The organism is Vreelandella sp. 21 (assembly GCF_050995515.1).
Taxonomy (GTDB): domain Bacteria; phylum Pseudomonadota; class Gammaproteobacteria; order Pseudomonadales; family Halomonadaceae; genus Vreelandella; species Vreelandella alkaliphila.
The window spans coordinates 2,094,133-2,111,724 of record NZ_CP194673.1 but is presented as its reverse complement, the minus strand read 5'-3'; the positions used below and the strand labels follow the sequence as shown (position 1 = coordinate 2,111,724).

General features: G+C 49.2%; 13 protein-coding genes. All 13 read left to right on the top strand.

What is annotated here, in order from left to right:
• Positions 1 to 32: 32 nt before the first annotated feature.
• The gene (locus ACN06F_RS09965) at positions 33 to 437 is read left to right on the top strand and encodes a putative zinc-binding protein (RefSeq protein ID WP_433923835.1); all 405 of its coding nucleotides are present in this window, start codon (positions 33 to 35) and stop codon (positions 435 to 437) included.
• On the top strand, positions 434 to 1,423 hold the full coding sequence (gene moaA, locus ACN06F_RS09960) for a GTP 3',8-cyclase MoaA (protein WP_433923834.1): 990 nt from the start codon (positions 434 to 436) through the stop codon (positions 1,421 to 1,423). Before ACN06F_RS09965 ends, moaA begins: the two co-directional genes overlap by 4 nt.
• A 397-nt stretch (positions 1,424 to 1,820) precedes the next feature.
• A complete protein-coding gene (gene menA / locus ACN06F_RS09955) occupies positions 1,821 to 2,717 on the top strand; it encodes a 1,4-dihydroxy-2-naphthoate octaprenyltransferase (protein ID WP_433923833.1) in 897 nt (298 codons plus the stop codon).
• A 483-nt stretch (positions 2,718 to 3,200) separates the two neighbouring features.
• Positions 3,201 to 4,433 (top strand): O-antigen ligase family protein, encoded by a 1,233-nt coding sequence (locus tag ACN06F_RS09950; protein WP_433923832.1) that lies wholly within the window; start codon positions 3,201 to 3,203, stop codon positions 4,431 to 4,433.
• Between the two features lie 150 nt (positions 4,434 to 4,583).
• Positions 4,584 to 5,036, top strand: coding sequence for a low molecular weight protein-tyrosine-phosphatase (locus ACN06F_RS09945; protein ID WP_433923831.1), 453 nt, complete (start codon positions 4,584 to 4,586; stop codon positions 5,034 to 5,036).
• Positions 5,037 to 5,667: 631 nt separating this feature from the next.
• Positions 5,668 to 6,819: a polysaccharide export protein gene (locus ACN06F_RS09940; RefSeq protein WP_433923830.1), complete on the top strand. Its 1,152-nt coding sequence runs from the start codon at positions 5,668 to 5,670 to the stop codon at positions 6,817 to 6,819.
• A 42-nt stretch (positions 6,820 to 6,861) separates the two neighbouring features.
• A complete protein-coding gene (locus tag ACN06F_RS09935; RefSeq protein ID WP_433923829.1) occupies positions 6,862 to 9,120 on the top strand; it encodes a polysaccharide biosynthesis tyrosine autokinase in 2,259 nt (752 codons plus the stop codon).
• 6 nt (positions 9,121 to 9,126) lie between these two features.
• A complete protein-coding gene (locus ACN06F_RS09930; RefSeq protein ID WP_038484852.1) occupies positions 9,127 to 10,944 on the top strand; it encodes an ABC transporter ATP-binding protein in 1,818 nt (605 codons plus the stop codon).
• 38 nt (positions 10,945 to 10,982) lie between these two features.
• A complete protein-coding gene (locus ACN06F_RS09925; protein WP_095603037.1) occupies positions 10,983 to 12,122 on the top strand; it encodes a hypothetical protein in 1,140 nt (379 codons plus the stop codon).
• Between the two features lie 73 nt (positions 12,123 to 12,195).
• On the top strand, positions 12,196 to 14,205 hold the full coding sequence (locus ACN06F_RS09920; protein WP_095603036.1) for a polysaccharide biosynthesis protein: 2,010 nt from the start codon (positions 12,196 to 12,198) through the stop codon (positions 14,203 to 14,205).
• 1 nt (position 14,206) lies between these two features.
• On the top strand, positions 14,207 to 15,055 hold the full coding sequence (locus tag ACN06F_RS09915; protein ID WP_433923828.1) for a hypothetical protein: 849 nt from the start codon (positions 14,207 to 14,209) through the stop codon (positions 15,053 to 15,055).
• Positions 15,056 to 15,248: 193 nt separating this feature from the next.
• Positions 15,249 to 16,442 (top strand): hypothetical protein, encoded by a 1,194-nt coding sequence (locus ACN06F_RS09910; RefSeq protein WP_095603034.1) that lies wholly within the window; start codon positions 15,249 to 15,251, stop codon positions 16,440 to 16,442.
• Between the two features lie 53 nt (positions 16,443 to 16,495).
• Entirely contained in the window at positions 16,496 to 17,578 is a 1,083-nt protein-coding gene (locus tag ACN06F_RS09905; RefSeq protein WP_433923827.1) for an NAD-dependent epimerase, read from the top strand.
• Positions 17,579 to 17,592 lie beyond the last annotated feature (14 nt).

The window sequence follows — 17,592 nt, the reverse complement described above, 5'->3', positions numbered from 1 at the left end:
ACTGACCTCGTTAGTTTTTTATAGGAGAGGGTATGTCTTCACATCACAAACCCCGCGCACTGATTTATGCTTGTTCCGGCTGCTCTGATGTTGCGCAACTAGCCAATAGTGTTGCCCTGCGACTTGACCATGCAGGAGAGGCAGAAATGTCATGCATTGCCGGTGTCGGTGGTGGTGTGCCTGGCCTGGTGCGCATTGCCCGTTCCGGGCGGCCTATCGTAGCCATTGATGGGTGCCAGATGCACTGTGCCAGCCACTGTCTCGCCAACGCGGATGTGATACCTACAGAGCACGTAAAGCTATATGAAAACGGCCTGCGCAAGCGGCGGGGTCAGTTTTATGATGAGCAAACAATCATCGAAGTGACCGCTGAGGTAAAAGGACTCATTGCTCGGCTGCCCGTTAATGTCAGTTCCCAAGAGGAGTCCGAAAAATGAGTGCGCTAGTCGATGGGTTTGGCCGTACGGTGCGTTACCTACGTATATCGGTAACTGATCGTTGTGATTTTCGCTGTGTGTATTGCATGGCCGAGGAGATGACCTTCCTGCCCCGAGCCCAATTGCTGACCCTTGAGGAAATAGCCGCGCTTTCGCAGGCATTCGTCGAGCTGGGCGTGGAAAAAATCCGTCTAACTGGCGGTGAGCCGCTGGTACGCCAGGGCGTGCTAACGCTAGTGCAAAAACTCGCTGAATTGGAGGGCCTGCGCGAGCTGGCTATGACCACCAACGGCTCAGGGCTGGTCAAACATGCCGATGCTTTGCGGCAAGGCGGGCTACATCGGCTCAATATTAGCCTCGACTCGCTCAAGCCCGAGCGTTTTAAAGCATTAACTCGAACAGGTGACTTAAACCAAGTGATCGCGGGTATCCGTGCCGCACGTCGCGCTGGTTTTCAGTCGATTAAGCTCAACGCCGTATTGCTTAAGGGGCGTAATGACGACGAAATTATCGACTTGGTAAACTTTGCCCGGGATGAACAAGTCGATATCAGCTTTATAGAGGAAATGCCGCTAGGCGCAATCAGCGAGCATAACCGTGGTGAAACCTTTCTTTCCACTGATGCGGTTCGTGAGACCATAGAAAACCACTACCCACTCCTACCCACCACCGAGACCACCCTAGGGCCATCCCGCTATTACCGCATGGCAGACAGCCAATCGCGCATTGGCTTTATCTCTCCCCATAGCCACAATTTCTGTGCTGCCTGTAATCGTGTTCGAGTGACGGCGGAAGGGCGACTACTCCTCTGCTTGGGCAATGAGCATTCGGTAGATTTACGCGCTGTAATGCGACGTTATCCGGGGGAGATCCAGCGCCTAAAAGCAGCCATTGTGGGGGCGATGACGAAAAAGCCTGAGCGGCACCACTTTACGACCGATGGTGAGGTCCAGGTTTTGCGATTTATGAATGCAACTGGCGGTTAGTACAGCGTTGCCGAAAGCAATTTTTACTTCAAACTGTACCTGCTTGATAGAGTCTAAGAAGTGATCTAAGTATATTTTTAATATGAGGAGCTTCGGTGAAGGTGATTTTAAGATAGCCACTGAATCGGCCCTCCTTGAGTTGGCATAAATTTCCTCTTGATTTCATCCGTTTTGGCAGTGGTTCTGCGAAAGGATGCTTTGTCGTGTCCCGCCGTTAACTCTGTCTGCTTCGCATAAAAAATTGCCACCAATTTGTCTTTAATGGCGAGCCTTTGTATGCGTTAACATTTGTCCTAACGGGAAGCGAAGCAGTACCTTTGTTAAATTAATCGACTAGGACGGGGTTAGAATCGCTGCTATGCCCCAGGAATGATCAATAACCCAAAGAAGACAATTAATGACGCGTACTAAGCCATTTCAAGGTGAGTTTTCCAGCAACAAACTGACCATTTGGATTCAAACACTTCGCCCGCGTACTTTGCCTGCAGCGGTAGGCCCCATTTTGTTAGGGCAGGCGTTAGTCCTACCAAGCCATTTCTCCTGGCTCACCGCGTTCTTATGCTTGGTTAGTGCATTAGCGCTACAGCTTGCGGTTAATTTGGCCAATGATCTTTTTGATGGGCTTTCGGGCGTCGATCAGCACGATCGTCTAGGGCCAGCACGTGCACTCCAGTCTGGCTTGTTAGGAGTTAGTGAGCTGCGGGTAGGACTGCTGCTAATGCTAGGCATTGCCTTGGTAACGGGTGTATGGCTAGCCTTCTTTGGGCATTGGTTATTGTGGGTGTTTGGTGGGCTAGCGCTGCTTGGTGTGCTGGGTTACAGCGGTGGAAGGAGTCCCTATGCCAATCTGGGATTAGGAGAAGTGGCCGTCTGGCTGTTTTTTGGCCCAGTGGCCGTGTTAGGTAGCCTGCTGGCCCAACAAAGCCCAGTAAACGAAAGAGCCATCATCAGCGCATTGCTGATGGGGCTACCCGTGGCTGCCATTTTGGTCGTTAATAATCTTCGTGACCGCTTTACTGATGCGCGGGCTGGTAAACGAACACTAGCAGTGCGGCTCGGACCACGAGCCACTCGATGGCTTTTTAGCTTCTTAACGCTCGGCCCCTGGATGGTATCTCTGCCTTACTCAACAGAAGTTTGGCGCTGGGGGGTATGGAGCTGCCTGGGCTTAATAGGCGTAGGATTAAATGTAGTGTTTTGGCAGCGAGATGGGGCGGCACTCAATCCAGTATTGGGAAAGACAGCGCTCTATTCTTTAGCGATAGCCGTCTGGTTGATTCTACGTTTTGCGTAAGCAACAACACATGCGGATCAATAATTGCTGCTGTTCTCTTTTCTTTTAGTGCGTTTTTATTCACTGCAAAGAGGAGGCAAAGGGGAGAAGAAGCCGCTGGTAGCAAGTTCCCAGTGAGTATTGTCATCGCGCTTAGGTTCTTGTTGCCTGCAGATAATTAGCTTTTTAATCGTGTGTGGCTGATGTTGTTAAGCTTTATTGATTAATGTGCCGGCTCATTATTCGCAAGCTATCGTCAGCTTGTTTTACTATCGATAAGGTTAAGCTGATCAATAGTGTTCTATTAATTGGGAACTCCCCCTACAATCTATGTCGGTGCCTAGATTTTACGCGTAATTTATTGAGTAGTTTTGATAGATCCAAATTGCCAGCAATACTGTGCAAGTAAATAATACAAACTGTGTGCAAGTATTTAAAAGGCTATGGGCTTGCGTAAACAAGCTAGAGATTGCTTCCCGGTGACACTGACAAGGCAGATGCTTTATGCAGGCTATCGCAATCACCACATTCCCGCTGTTGGTGCCTTTAGGCTATTGGCTAGGGCTGGTGGTTACTCTTATAGGGGGAAGCCTTGCTTGGAGAAAAACACCAAATTGGCGCTGTATAGAGCGTACGAGTGGGCGTGATGATCACCTTTTATTAGTGTTGATCGTTGGGCTGGGTGTCGTCGATATTGTCATTGGCGTATGGCATGGCAGCTTGAAACAGGCACTTCCATTGGCGGGAGCCGCTTGGCTAGCTGCGCTGGTTGTGTTGATGATTGGCGCCGTTAAACCACCGCCAGCAGGGTGGTGGGCTGGGCTGGCATTAAGCGGGTTAGGAGCGGGTGGATGGGCTGCGTGGCAAAAATTTGGGGTTGGATTGACGCGCGCGACAGGGCACCCGCCGTTACACTCCATTTTCTTCGGTAATTTTGCGTTATTGAGTGCGCTGTTATGTCTGGCTGGTTTGAGCTGGGCCTGGCATCAGAGAGCGTCACGTTTTGGTTGGTTGTTACTGTTACTGGGGGGCGCAGCAGGAGGCGTAATGGCATCGGCACTTTCCGGTACGCGAGGTGGTTGGTTAGCCCTGCCATTAGCGGTAGGGGTGTTTTACTACAGTTATGCGCATCAGTGGCGAGCAGCATGGCGTTGGTTGGGTATCTGTTGTGTCGTGGCAGTGCTGGTGGTGGCGTATGTCATCCCGCAAAGCGGAGTGGAAAGGCGGGTGAATAAGGCGGTAGCTGATGTGCACCACTATATTGAGGGAACGGATGTTGGCTCTATCGGAGCGCGTCTGGAAATGTATCGCGGTGCCTTATGGTTAATAGGTGAGCATCCGTTCATGGGCTACGGACATGAAGGCTATCAGCCCGCAATGCAAAGGCTAGAAGCTGAAGGGGTTCTAAGCCCAAAGTTAGGCAATTACTGGCATGCGCACAATGATCTACTGGATGCCTGGGTGAGGCGAGGACTGCTTGGCATGTTAGTAGTGCTGGGGCTTTACCTTGTGCCCTTATGGCATTTCTTTCCAGGTTTGCGCAGTGAAAATCCAGTGCATAAATCCTTTTCTGTCGCTGGAGTACTGTTGACAGTCGCCTTTATAAGCTTTGGTTTGAGCTACTCTTTTTTCGCTTACCCTGCAGGTATAGCCGTATATGCTAGCTGGCTGGTTTTCCTGTGGGTTCAGATTCCCGAGACACTTCCGCAGAAGAGTCGCTATGGATACGCTAATTAATGCGTTGGCTGCAACAATAGTGATACCCCATGGCTTTGATGACTATCACCTTTGTATCGAATGCGGGGTCGGCTTGCTGTCGGGTGTATGCATTAAGCACGCTATTTGAAGGCTAGACGCTCCGCTTCTTGTTAAGGAAATAAGTAGCTTATGTTCAAGCATATTTTGGTGGTTTGTACGGGTAATATCTGCCGCAGCCCTGTCGCTGAAGCAATTCTCAGGCAGCAACTCCCCAACTATCAGATTAGCTCCGCTGGCTTAGGTGCCTTACAAGGGGAGCCAGTATCATTGTTTGCACGACAATTGGCAGAATCGGATGGCCTGGATGTCACTCACCACCGAGCACGCCAGTTGACGACGATAATGATTCAGCAAGCCGATCTCATTTTGGTCATGACGGAAGGCCAGCGTCGTGCTCTAGGAAAGCAAACACCGCAGGCCTTGGGGAAGACGCTGTTACTTGGACGCTGGCTGAATGACGGTGAAGGGCAAGACATCCCTGATCCGTATAGAAAGACGCTAGATGTCTTTGAGCATGTGCATACGCTGTTAAAGGATGCGAGCTTTTTGTGGGTAGACAAGCTTCCAAAAACGCTACGTTGATACCGGTCATTTTGAGCAGGGCCCCCTAATCTGCGTCAGGTGGCCTTCTAGATTTCTCCTTCTGAGACTTTCCTTCCTCTCTTTCGCTGAATCTTCACTGATGCAGCGAGCGGCTATTAATAGCCAGATTGATTTCTAATTAAGAATTTACGCACACAAAGCCCCAACCTAAGTTAATCCTATGTTTGTAACGTTTATGTTACATGAAAAATTGGCTTTCAGAGAGCACCTGTTTTCTTTATATAGGTACTGTAAAAATCTAATGACAATATTGTTAAATATTATTCATATTTTTTAATATATTGATTTTTCGTAATTATTATTTGAAATAATACCAGTTCTCCTTTTTTTCCTTCCCTAGAAACCTAGAGTTTCTCCTGTTTTTGCTACCGCTTAAGCATGTCTCCCTGCTCAAAAAAGTAGTAGTTATTTCACCCTCTGGTAGTTATGTAAATAAAGTTATTCTTTTTGTATTCTTATGTAACATTAAAAATAATTACCAAGTGGGTAGTTCTGTCTCATGGCGATAGTGAATTGATGTCGCCTGGGCTGTGTTCCATAAGGCTCTGGGAAATGCCTGACCAAAATCCTCGGGCGGTAGCGTGGCTAGACAAAAGCAAAGGGAGCAACCATGAATAATTTCAATGAAGTAGAAAGAGTGGAATCTAGAAGAAGTCCAGTTCGACTAGTCCACTATCTCGTATTGATCGTGCTCCTGGGAGTCCTCAGTGGCTGCGCTATGGCCCCTGGTGGCCATATTGATCAGGACAACCTTGAGCAATCACTAGATGGACGAGTGGACGTGGAGCAGATCACCCCAGATTTAGTGAATGCGATGTTTGAAAGAGATGTTTCTTCTCGGGTTCCATCTCCCGCATTGAATCCAGTGGTGCCGGGGTATGAGTACCGGGTGGGGCCTGGCGATATTTTAAGTGTGATTGTCTATGACCATCCAGAACTGACCATCCCAGCAGGTTCTGAGCGCTCAGCAGCAGAAACCGGTAACCGGATACGGCCCAATGGCACCATGTTTTATCCATACGTGGGGCGTGTAAGGGTTGAGGGAATGACGCTTGATGAAGTGCGTAACCTAATTACTCGGCGTCTAGCCAATGTGATCAATGAGCCGCAAGTGGAAGTTGGCATCGCCGCGTTTAACTCCCAGAAAGTCTATATCAGTGGTGCTGTCGAAAACCCTGGCACATTACCACTGACCATCGTGCCGATGACAATCCTGGATGCCATCAGTGCAGTAGGCGGGGCGCGGGAAAATGCCGACTGGCGAAACGTAACGTTGAGTCGTAATGGTGGCGAAGAGCGCATCTCACTTTATGCAATGATGCGTCAGGGGGATATGACGCAGAATCGTTTGCTGCGTGATGGTGACTTGCTTCATGTGCCTACTATGGAGAACCAGAACGTCGTGGTGATGGGGCAGGTAGTACGTCCCGGCACAATCGCTATTGGCAATGAGCGGATCACCTTGACGGATGCATTAGGCAGGGCAGGTGGTGTGAATGAGAGCCGCGCTGAGCCTTCAGGAATTTTTGTAGTACGAGGCAACTCGCCAGGTAGTGAAAAGTTTGCCACTGTTTATCAGTTAGATATCAGAGATGCTACACGGCTATTGCTTGGAACCCGCTTTCCTCTCCAGCCTCAGGATGTGGTGTACGTGACGTCAGCACCATTGGCTCGTTGGAACTCGGTCATTTCTCTGCTGCTGCCATCAGTCAGTCTGCCGGGTAATGTTGTAACGGTAGCCAGTGATGCCAGCGAGCTTTAAGTGGCTATTTTGAATAGCATTTCTGAATAGCGAGGCATGACCATGAACTACTTTCCTCATCCACCTTCATCATCAACTGGTCCTCAGGAGAGTGATGACCTTAATCTGCGCAAGCTGGTCGACACACTATCTGACCATCGTTGGTTTATCGTAACGATAACGGGGCTTTTTCTCCTGGCAGGATATTTTTATGCCAGTTCTCAGCCACGTATCTATCAGGCTGACGCATTGGTTCAGATAGAGAGTCGAGGGGCTAACTTGGCGTTTATGGAGTCATTGGGTGAGCAACAGCCAGGTAACCCTACCGCCGCAGAGCTCGAAATATTGCGATCACGTATGGTGTTGGGAGAAACAGCTGAACGGCAAGACCTGGCGATTAAGGTTGAACCGCGTCGATTGCCGGTCATTGGAGACTTTCTTGTCAATCATGGGGTTAGTCAGGATTTAATCGAAAGCCTAACCCCGGCCTTTATGCGCGAATGGTTAGGAATGGGAGAAGAGAGTCGCTGGCAAAATCCTTATGTGTGGGCCAATGAGTCTGTGCGTGTCTCACGCTTTTCTGTGCCCGATGAACATGTGGGAAGCGAGCACTTACTGCGCATAAAGGAAGAGGGTAACTTTGAGTTATGGCTAGAAGATGAGCGAGTGCTTATCGGTAACGTTGGGGAAACCGTTCAAGACGAGGGGGTAGGTTATCGTCTTTTTATTAGCCAGGCAGTTGCCCATCCTGGTGCTGAATTCGGCTTGACGCGTATGTCGTCTCTTAATGCGATAAAAGACCTTGAGAGTCGTTTTGAGGTTATGCCGAGAGGTATTGAGTCAGGTGTCTATGAACTTATGCTTAGTGGTGCGGACCGCAGTAAGATCCAGCCGACACTTGACACCCTAACAGGGGTTTTTCTAACTCAAAATGTGCAGCGTCATTCAGAAGAAGCAGAGAAACAAATCGCCTTTCTTGGCGAGCAAATTCCCCAAGTTAGGGATCAGCTATCTAATGCGGAGGGAATGCTCAATGACTATCGGGCGCAGCGTGACTCAGTCGACTTAACATTCGAGACGCAAAATCTTCTCACCCGTGTGGTAGATGTAGAAAATCAACTCAGCGAGTTGGCTATGAGGGAGGCCGACCTAGCTGAGCGTTACCGCCCCTCGCATCCCAACTATCAAACCTTGTTAAGGCAGCGCTCTCAACTCGTAGAGGAGCGTGACCGTCTCAATGCCCAGGTCAATGAATTGCCTGAAACTCAACAAGAAGTGCTTCGCCTGACTCGGGACAGTCAGGTCAATCAGCAAGTGTATGTTCAACTGCTCAATCAACTTCAAGAGATGCGTTTGGTTAAAGCCGGTACGGTGGGTAACGTACGCATCCTTGATGCCGCTATTCTAAATCCGGGCACTATCGCACCGCGCATTCCATTGATAACGGCTGTCAGTGCACTGATAGGCGCGTTGCTGGCCACGATGCTGGTGGTCGTGCGGTTGTTACTGAGTCGCGCGATTAAGTCACCCGAGCAACTGGAAGAGTTGGGGTTGCCTGTCTATGCAACGCTGCCAGATTCTGGCGGGCAAACAGGGCTTACCGAGCGAATTCGTCCGCGCCATTCTAAAAAGGTTCAGGAAGTTTTCCGAGGCTTGCTGGCGATTAAAAAACCCGCCGAAATTGCGGTGGAAGCGTTGCGTGGTCTGCGAACTAGCCTCTATTTTGCGATGCTCGAATCGGACAATAACCGCTTGATGATTACCGGTGCGAGCCCAGGGGTTGGCAAGAGCTTTGTCGCCGCTAATTTAGCCGCTGTCTGTGCCCAGGCGGGGCAAAGAGTTCTACTGATTGATGCCGATATGCGTCGTGGACATCTGCATCATGCGTTTCACAGCAAGGGCGTTAAAGGCCTTTCAGAGTTGTTAGCACGACGAATCGATGCAGAAGAAGCTGTTCGCCATAGCGACTTAGAAGGGTTGGATTATGTTGCCCGGGGCAGTGTGCCGCCTAATCCATCGGAGTTGTTAATGCAGCAAAGCTTCCACGATTTCCTGGAAGCCATGAGCCAGTGCTATGACTTAGTGATCGTAGATACGCCGCCGATACTGGCGGTAACCGATGCAACGGTGGTGGGTAAGCTGGCGGGAACCAGTTTGATGGTAGTCCGCTTCGACAGCCATCCTCCTGGAGAAATTAAGGCTGCTAAACGCCGTCTGGAGAGCGCTGGCGTGAATATTAAAGGTGCAATCCTAAACGGCGTTAAGAAAACCACCAACAGCCGTCATGGCTACTATGGCAGCTACCTCTATGCTTACCGGTGATCCAAGATGCTGAAGCAATTGCGCGAACTCTACTCATTATTGACGCAGCAACAGCGGCGCCAATTATTGAGGCTCCAGGTGCTGATTATCGGTATGGCGTTGGCACAAATTGCTGGGGTCATTGCTATTGGGCCGTTTATGGCGGTTGTGGGTGATATGAATAAGCTCCAGGGCGATGGTTGGCTTGCTATGGCGTATAGCGTTACCGGTATGCAAAGCCCCAAGGCTTTCTTAAGTTTATTGGGTGCCATGGTACTCGGCGTTCTGTTGATGGCGGCCTTGCTGTCTATCTATACGTCTTGGCGGCTGGCGCTTTACAGCGCCCGTGTGGGGGCAGAACTGTCAAGTCGCCTCTACCGCTATTACCTGCACCAGCCTTGGTTGTTTCATTCCAATCAAAATACCAGTGCTCTGACCACTAAGGTATCTGCGGAAGTCCAGCGTGTGTCTCTTAAGATCATCAATCCTGTTATGGAGCTTAATGCTAAGTTGATCATGCTATCACTGATGACCTTAGCCATTTTTCTCTATAACCCCTTGGTGGCGATAATTGGTGTAGTGGTCTTTTTTGGGACTTATTTACTGCTTTACCAAACTGTTAGGCGTTTTTTAATCATTAACGGAAGACGAATTTCTAAAGCTCAATCCAAGCGTTTTAAATTGATGAGTGAAGGATTCGGTGGCATTAAGGATCTGCTTTTACTACATCGACAGGCAAGTTTTACCACACGCTTTGATGATGCCTGCAATTCTATCGCGCGTGGTGAAGGAGTGACGCAGGGGCTAAGTGAAGCCCCACGTTATGCCATTGAACTGGTAGCTTTTGGTTCGGTTATTGTGTTGGTGCTTTATCTGCTTAACCTTTATGAGGGTAATCTTGGGGCAATTTTGCCAGCACTCTCTATTTATGCGCTGGCAGGCTTTAAAATGCTGCCTGGTTTTCAAAAGATATACACCTCACTTACAAAAATTCGCGGCAACTTAGCCGCTTATAACGCCATTCGTGATGACTTGATCGCCAGCCGTGATGAGACGAAAAACGGCGATATCGCCATTAATGAAACTCAGTCAGCAGCTTCAATAACGCCTTGGGTACCTCAGCAAGAGATAAAAATCCAGGATGTGGTCTTCGACTATCCAGGAACGCGGGCCTTGGCGCTTGATCGGCTCACGCTAACGATCCCCGTCAACCAGATGGTGGGGCTAGTGGGAACCTCTGGTAGTGGCAAGAGCACGGCGGTGGATTTATTACTCGGCTTGATTGAGCCCCAGCAAGGTCAAGTACTGATTGATGGTGTTCCCTTAACGCATGAGAATTTACGCCAATGGCAGGCGGGGGTGGGGTTTGTGCCTCAGCAGATATTTTTGTCCGATGCCAGCATCCTCGAAAACGTCGCCTTTGCTATCGAGCGCAAGGATATTGATGTTGAGAGGGTTAAGGAATCGCTGCGTATGGCGCAATTGGATGATCTGCTTGATAGATTCCCGGAGGGGCTTGAAACACGCATAGGCGAGCGCGGTGTTCAGATATCTGGTGGGCAGCGCCAACGCCTGGGAATCGCTCGCGCCCTTTATCAGCAAGCTAGAGTGCTGGTGTTTGACGAGGCGACGAGTGCGTTGGATGGCATTACCGAGCGCCGTGTAATGGAAGACATTCAGCGATTTTCCGGCCAGATGACCGTCATCATGATTGCCCATCGTCTAGCGACCGTTAAGGGGTGCGACATCATTTATATGCTTGAGAATGGGCAGGTAATTGATGCTGGCACTTACGACGACTTGGCCAGCCGTAACCATACTTTCCAGATGATGGCGAATCTCTAGCCAGGCGTCTCTTCCAAGATAGACAAAAGGGTATCGCCATGAACTTAATCGGCGCACTACTACTGTTTTTGGGTCTTTCATTAAGTAGTCTTTATTTGTTCCCTAGTGGTGGACCGCAGCTGACTGATTTTGTCTTGATAGGTTTTGTGGGTGTGATGCTGTTGATGTCACTAGGTGATAAACACCTGAAAGTTTCACCCTTCGCCATATGCTGGGGAATGATGGTGCTGTGGGTGTTGATGGTTTGCCTTAGCTGGACGCTGATTTTGGGAACGACCAGCTTTTTCAGACCTGCTCAGTTTTTCCTGTTTAATTTCCTGGTGGGCATGGCGTTATTACGTTTTCTTAGCGTATATGGCGAACGCGCTACAGGGCTTATCCGTAACGGTGTAGCAATCGCGCTATTGATCGCGGGTAGTCAGGTGTTGTTGCAGTTAGCTATGGGAGTTAATCGCACAACGGGAAGTTTCAATAACCCTAACCAGCTCGCTTATTTTTCATTATGTGGCGTGGTGGTGTTATTGATGCTTGATGATTTTCATCCGCGGATGAGGCTCTTGGGATTGGCTGGGCTAGCTTCCGGCGTGTTGGGGATTCTAGCAGCGTCATCGCTTGCAGCAATGGGGGGAGGTGTCTTGGTCCTGATTGGATGGGCCATGGCCAATGCCCGCCAAATTAAGCATTTTGCGCGCTTGCTACTGTTACTTCCGTTGCTACTGTTGGGTGTTTTGTTCGCCAATATCAGCTCGGATGGACAAGTGTTGCGCAACTTAGAGGCGCGCTTGGACAGAGCGCCAAGTAAAGTAGACAGCGTCTATGAAGAACGCAAATTTGACCGACTAACGAACTTCCCTGAATACGCCATTTTAGGTGCAGGGGAGGCTGAACGTCAGCGTTTTGCCCCCTACGACGGGCATGAAATTCACTCCTCTTTTGTCAACATGTTATTTGCCTATGGGCTGCCAGGACTAGGACTTTTCTTATTAACGATCGTTATCGCATTACGACGAGCACCGCTGTATGTCTGGGCGGGTGTGGCCGGACCGTTGATTTATTCCACTACCCATAATGGCCTTCGCGCGACGCTATTTTGGTTGGTGCTAGTGTTGTGTTGGCACCTTTACCGACAAGGGGCATTAGCTGCTTCGTATCATCGGCTGATGCCTGACGTGCGCTGAAATAACACCATTGCCACTCATGTGGCCAGATAACTAGCACGTACCGCCAGCAAGGAATAATAACGGGGGAATCATGGATAGCTTAATGAAATCGTTGTCGGTGACACCCCGATGGATAAAACGCAGAGTACTTGTCTTGCTGGATGGTGTGATTGTAGCGGGTAGTTTACAGCTGGCAACGGTGATTCACTTGGAAAATTTGCAGCCACTAAGAGATGGCTCCCTGTGGATGACTATTGGCCTGTTAGTGCCAACAAGTCTGTTGCTTTTCCATTGGCTCGGGCTATATCGAATAGTGATTCGTTATATGAGCCATGTCACTGTGCCGACCGTCGCTATGGTCGTCGTGACGTCAGCGCTATTAGTGGTACCAGTCAGTTATATGGTTGAACACTCTGTCGGGCTATCCGTCATCGTCATTTATACGCTCCTCTTATTATTAGGTATTGGTAGCCTGCGTTTTTTTATCCGTGAACTGTATCGCTATAGCCAGCGTCGTCAACGCAAGCCAGTAGTGATCTATGGGGCAGGAGCTGCTGGCTGCGAATTGGTTGATGCACTTCGCCATGGTGGTGAGTATGAGCCGGTGGCTTTCGTAGATGATTGGCGTGGGCTAGAAGGTGCCATGGTCGAAGGGCTGAGGGTACACCAACCGGTTGCGTTAGCCGCCTTGGTGCAAGAGTATCAGGCTGCCATGGTTCTGCTGGCAATTCCTAGCGCTCCGCGTTGGCGACGCCGTGAGATATTACACTGGCTTTCGGGCCTGTCTGTTCCTCTAAAAACAATTCCTGGTAGCGCCGACGTGATTGCTGGGAGAGCAAAAATTAGCGAGCTTCATGACGTGGCGCTAGAAGATCTGTTGGGTAGAGAGGCCGTGCCTGCCTTCCCTGAGTTGCTGCAGGCCAATATTCGCGATAAGGCGGTTATGGTCACCGGCGCTGGGGGGTCAATTGGTAGTGAGCTATGCCGTCAGATCCTTGCTCAGAATCCCATACGCCTGTTACTGGTCGACAACTGCGAATTTGCCCTATACGCCATTGAGCAGGAGTTAAGACAGGTAGTTGAAACGACCCATTCACGCTGTGAACTAAAACCACTGCTTATTTCGGTTCAGCATGCGGGTAGCCTCAAAGCAGTATTTGAGAGCTTTCAGGTGCATACCGTTTACCATGCAGCCGCTTACAAGCATGTGCCGATGGTTGAGTTTAATCTTGTCCAAGGGGTCAGTAACAACGTCTTTGGCACCTTAAACCTGGCTCAGGCGGCAATGACAGCCGGTGTCGAAACCTTCGTGGTTATTTCCACCGATAAGGCAGTTCGCCCCACCAATGCGATGGGGGCTTCCAAGCGATTGACCGAACTTATTTGCCAAGCTTTCGCTCATGCGCAGTCAAATACACGTTTTTGCATGGTGCGTTTTGGAAATGTGTTGGGATCAAGTGGCTCTGTTGTGCCGTTGTTTCGCAAACAGATTGAGCAGGGCGGCCCTATCAAAGTTACCCACCCGGAAATCACCCGTTATTTCATGACAATTCCCGAAGCCGCCCAGCTAGTTATTCAGGCTGGCGCCATGGGCGAAGGTGGCGAGGTATTTGTTCTCGACATGGGTGAACCGGTTCGTATTCTGGATTTGGCAATGAATATGGTTAGGCTTTCAGGGCTTGAAGTGAGAGATGCCGAACACCCTGAAGGTGATATTGAGATTGTTTATTCCGGTTTGCGCCCAGGAGAAAAGTTATACGAAGAGCTGTTAATCGGCGATGACGTCAGGCGGACTCGTCACGATCGGATAATGACTTCAAAAGAGCGCTTCTGGGAATGGCCAAGGCTTGAAACCTTTTTAAAAGAATTGGAACAGGCTTTTATCGAGACCGACCATTTGCGTATCCGTCAACTTTTACAGTCGGCCCCATTAGATTATCACCCCTTAGGCGACATAGCGGACCTAGTATGGGCAGCGCGTCAGGCATCGCCCTTTGAGCCACAGGGCCAACGCTTAACTACGAATCCATTCTTAACGTCTATGAACCGACTCGATCCAGTTCTTAACCAAGCACTTAATCCCGCCACCAAGGAAAGCTAAAATGCTGATCGACTCATTGTCTATCAAAGTGTGGATGCTCCGAAAGGCCGAGCGTGCGGGATTACACATTCAGTCGATGAAACATGTTCGGCCAGTGGATGCTCGTGGGCATCTGAGCAATCCACTTGAGTTAAATTATCTTTATCCTGGCAGAGAGCTGCTCCTTGACGCGCCTATGGAGTGGGGGTTTGGCTTGTTCAATCTCAGTGGTCATCGGCGCTTTCTGAATGATGTGATACAGGAAGCATTTGATAATCCTGGCAGGGAGCGCGACTTGCTCCGTGAAGCGCTCCGTGTTTTCTATGCTGACTGGCAGCCAGCCAATGCTGCCGAATTTCTGGGAGTTTCTTCTGGTCAAGCGGGTGAGCTAGTCGATGTACCTCCGTGGCAGGCTTACTCGCCATGGGACTCCCATAATGCAGCAGAAAAGAGTGTCAAACGCCAGCGAACTGAATTACGTGAAAATACCCGAATATTAGGCAAACGCCTGGGCATTAATGCGGGTTGGAAGTTCTGTGGACCCGTCAGCGAAGATAAGCTTGAAGTTGAGGTTGAGCGCTTGGCTCGGGTACTTGAATCGATTCGCCGGCAGGGGATTTGTCGCCATGACGGCACTGATGGAGATATCCGGGCGAACGTTTTGACGCACTCAGATGGGCGCTGGCGCTGGGTTGTACATGGTGGCCAGCATCGCTACGCGGTGATCAGTGCGTTAGGAGCGCCGCGGGCTACTATTCGGGTGGAGCGTTTTATTCGGCGTGAAGACGTTGCCCTTTGGCCTACAGTGACCTTAGGTTTATTTAGCCAAGAAACAGCCCTCGAAATATTCGATAACTACTTTGCCAATTAGTATATAAAATTATTTTTTAATAAAACCACTCTGTCTAAGGTGTTTTGGTCTCTTCCTGAATTATTTATTGTTTTCTCTCTTTAGTGGTTTTTTCATTTTAAATTATTTTTTAATGATTTTTATAAGAGGCTTTATAAAGCCTCTTGTTAGCTTTTTACAACACTCCCTTTAGTTTTAAAGGAGAAAGGCTGCGATGAATAAACAACATAATATTGAGGAAAATGAGTGGTTAACTGGCGTTGCCGTTTTTCTAATTAGGGAGCGTGGGCTGGCATATTTAGATGTCTTACGTAGCCTGCTTGATCGCTACGGTTTCACTATTTTGTGCGAACTAGCAATTCATGAAGATCAGCGGCAAACGTTGGCAAAGTGGATTGATAGTAGTGAACAGGAGCCTGTGGATTGGCCTGGTAATAGCGGTCTGCCAGCTTATTTTTTGGTGGTGCACGATGTGCATCCTGTGATGGAGCAACCTTCTTCAAGGGAGACACCAGGACGAACCGATAATGTACGGCTGCTTACTGTAGAAACAGTGCTAACTCAAAAGGTCAACGATGGGCGCAGTGGTCAAGAACACGTCAGTCCACTGTATTTGTCTTGTAGCACCACTCAGGCACTTGAATACCTAAAGAAAATAGTTCCACAGCAAATCGGTAAAATACGTACGATAGCGCAGCGCTATAACATGGAGTTTCGCACCCCTTATCCAGTGCTAGCCGACGTGAGTAAGCAGGTATGTCGAGCCAAAGTAGAGCTGGTGGATTTTCACGGCACGGAAGCAATTTGCAAAACCTTTCGCCCGGGGCGTGAGCGGTATTTAGAGCGTGAAGTAAAAGCCCGTGAGCTAGGCGCTTCATTACCTGAAGTATCGCGATTGTTAGAAGTGGGGCCTCATTACCTAGTGTTTGAGCGCTATTCAAATCGTATGGAGCGTATCCTTTCTCCCCGTGCACCGTTCTCACCACATGGGTTACTACCTCTCTGGACAATTGAGCGTGTCAGAGCGGTTATCTTGCATTATCGACGTCTTGGCTACGAGTGCATTGACCTTAATCCGCAAGACCTGATTTATGACCCTTGCCAAGGCCTTAAAATTATCGATTTCGAATTTCTTCAGCCTGGCACCGACGAGATAGAAAGTCTGAAGGGCAATTATGCTTGGTATGACGTGCCATCACGTTTCAAGGGAGATTTGCCAATTTCGGCTCATCAAGGCTCCTATCATGAGCGCTGGTTCCCCTATACCGGGCTACCTCGAACCCTATGTTTGAACAAGCTTCCGAGACCGGTTCTCACCATGGTGCGCTCGGCGGCACTAGTGCCTTTAACGTTAGACGGTTTAAGGCGAGTGAGTTGGCAACATATTCAGCGCCTTGTGCGTAACTGATCTATCTCCCTTTCTTCCTCTTGCTCACGGTTGTCTCGTCATGGAGTCACTGTATGAAGATTCTAGTAACCGGCCATGCTGGATTCATTGGCTTTCACACTGCTAAACGTCTGCTAGAGCGGGGGGATAGTGTTGTCGGGTTTGATAACGTTAATGACTATTACGACCCTGCTATAAAAGAAGCGCGTCTCAAAATACTTGAACAGACGGCAGCTGAGACAGGAAATAACTATCTCTCAATTCGTGCCAACTTAGCTAATCAGCAAGCGGTGGCAACGTGCTTTGAAGAGCACCATTTTGATCGCGTCATTCATCTTGCTGCCCAAGCTGGCGTGCGCTACTCACTGGAAAATCCGCTTAGTTATGTGGAAAGTAACTTAATTGGCTTTACCAATATATTAGAAGCGTGTCGCTACGCTAAGGTTGCGCACCTGACTTACGCCAGCACCAGCAGCGTATACGGTGCCAATACGCTAATGCCATTTTCCGAGCACAAGGGCGCCAATCATCCGTTGCAATTTTATGCGGCCACCAAGAAAGCTAACGAAATGATGGCTCATAGCTATAGTCATCTGTTTGGACTGCCGACGACTGGCCTAAGATTTTTTACTGTCTATGGGCCGTGGGGTCGCCCAGACATGGCGCTTTTTAAATTTACCAAGCACATTCTGGCTGATGAGCCTATTCAGGTTTTTAATTATGGCCACCATACACGCGACTTTACTTATGTAGATGACATTGTAGAAGGCATTATTCGCGCCAGTGACGACATCGCAACCCCGGCTCAAGAGTGGAATAGCGATAGCCCCGATCCTGCTACCAGTAATGCACCGTTTCGCCTCTTTAACATAGGTAATAATGATCCGGTAACGATCAGTGTTTATATCGAAGCCATTGAAAAGGCGCTAGGTAAAAAAGCCATCAAAGAAATGCTGCCTCTACAGCCAGGAGATGCGCTAGATACGTATGCCGACTCAGGTGAGTTAGAAAGAAGGGTGGGATATAAACCCTCTACACCAATCTTTAACGGCATTGAAAACTTCATTGCTTGGTATCGCGACTATTACTCATTAAAAAAATATTCACCTACTGCCTCCTCTGATGCTGCAAGCGAAGTGTCTGGCTTAATTAAGTGATATGAACTCCTTAC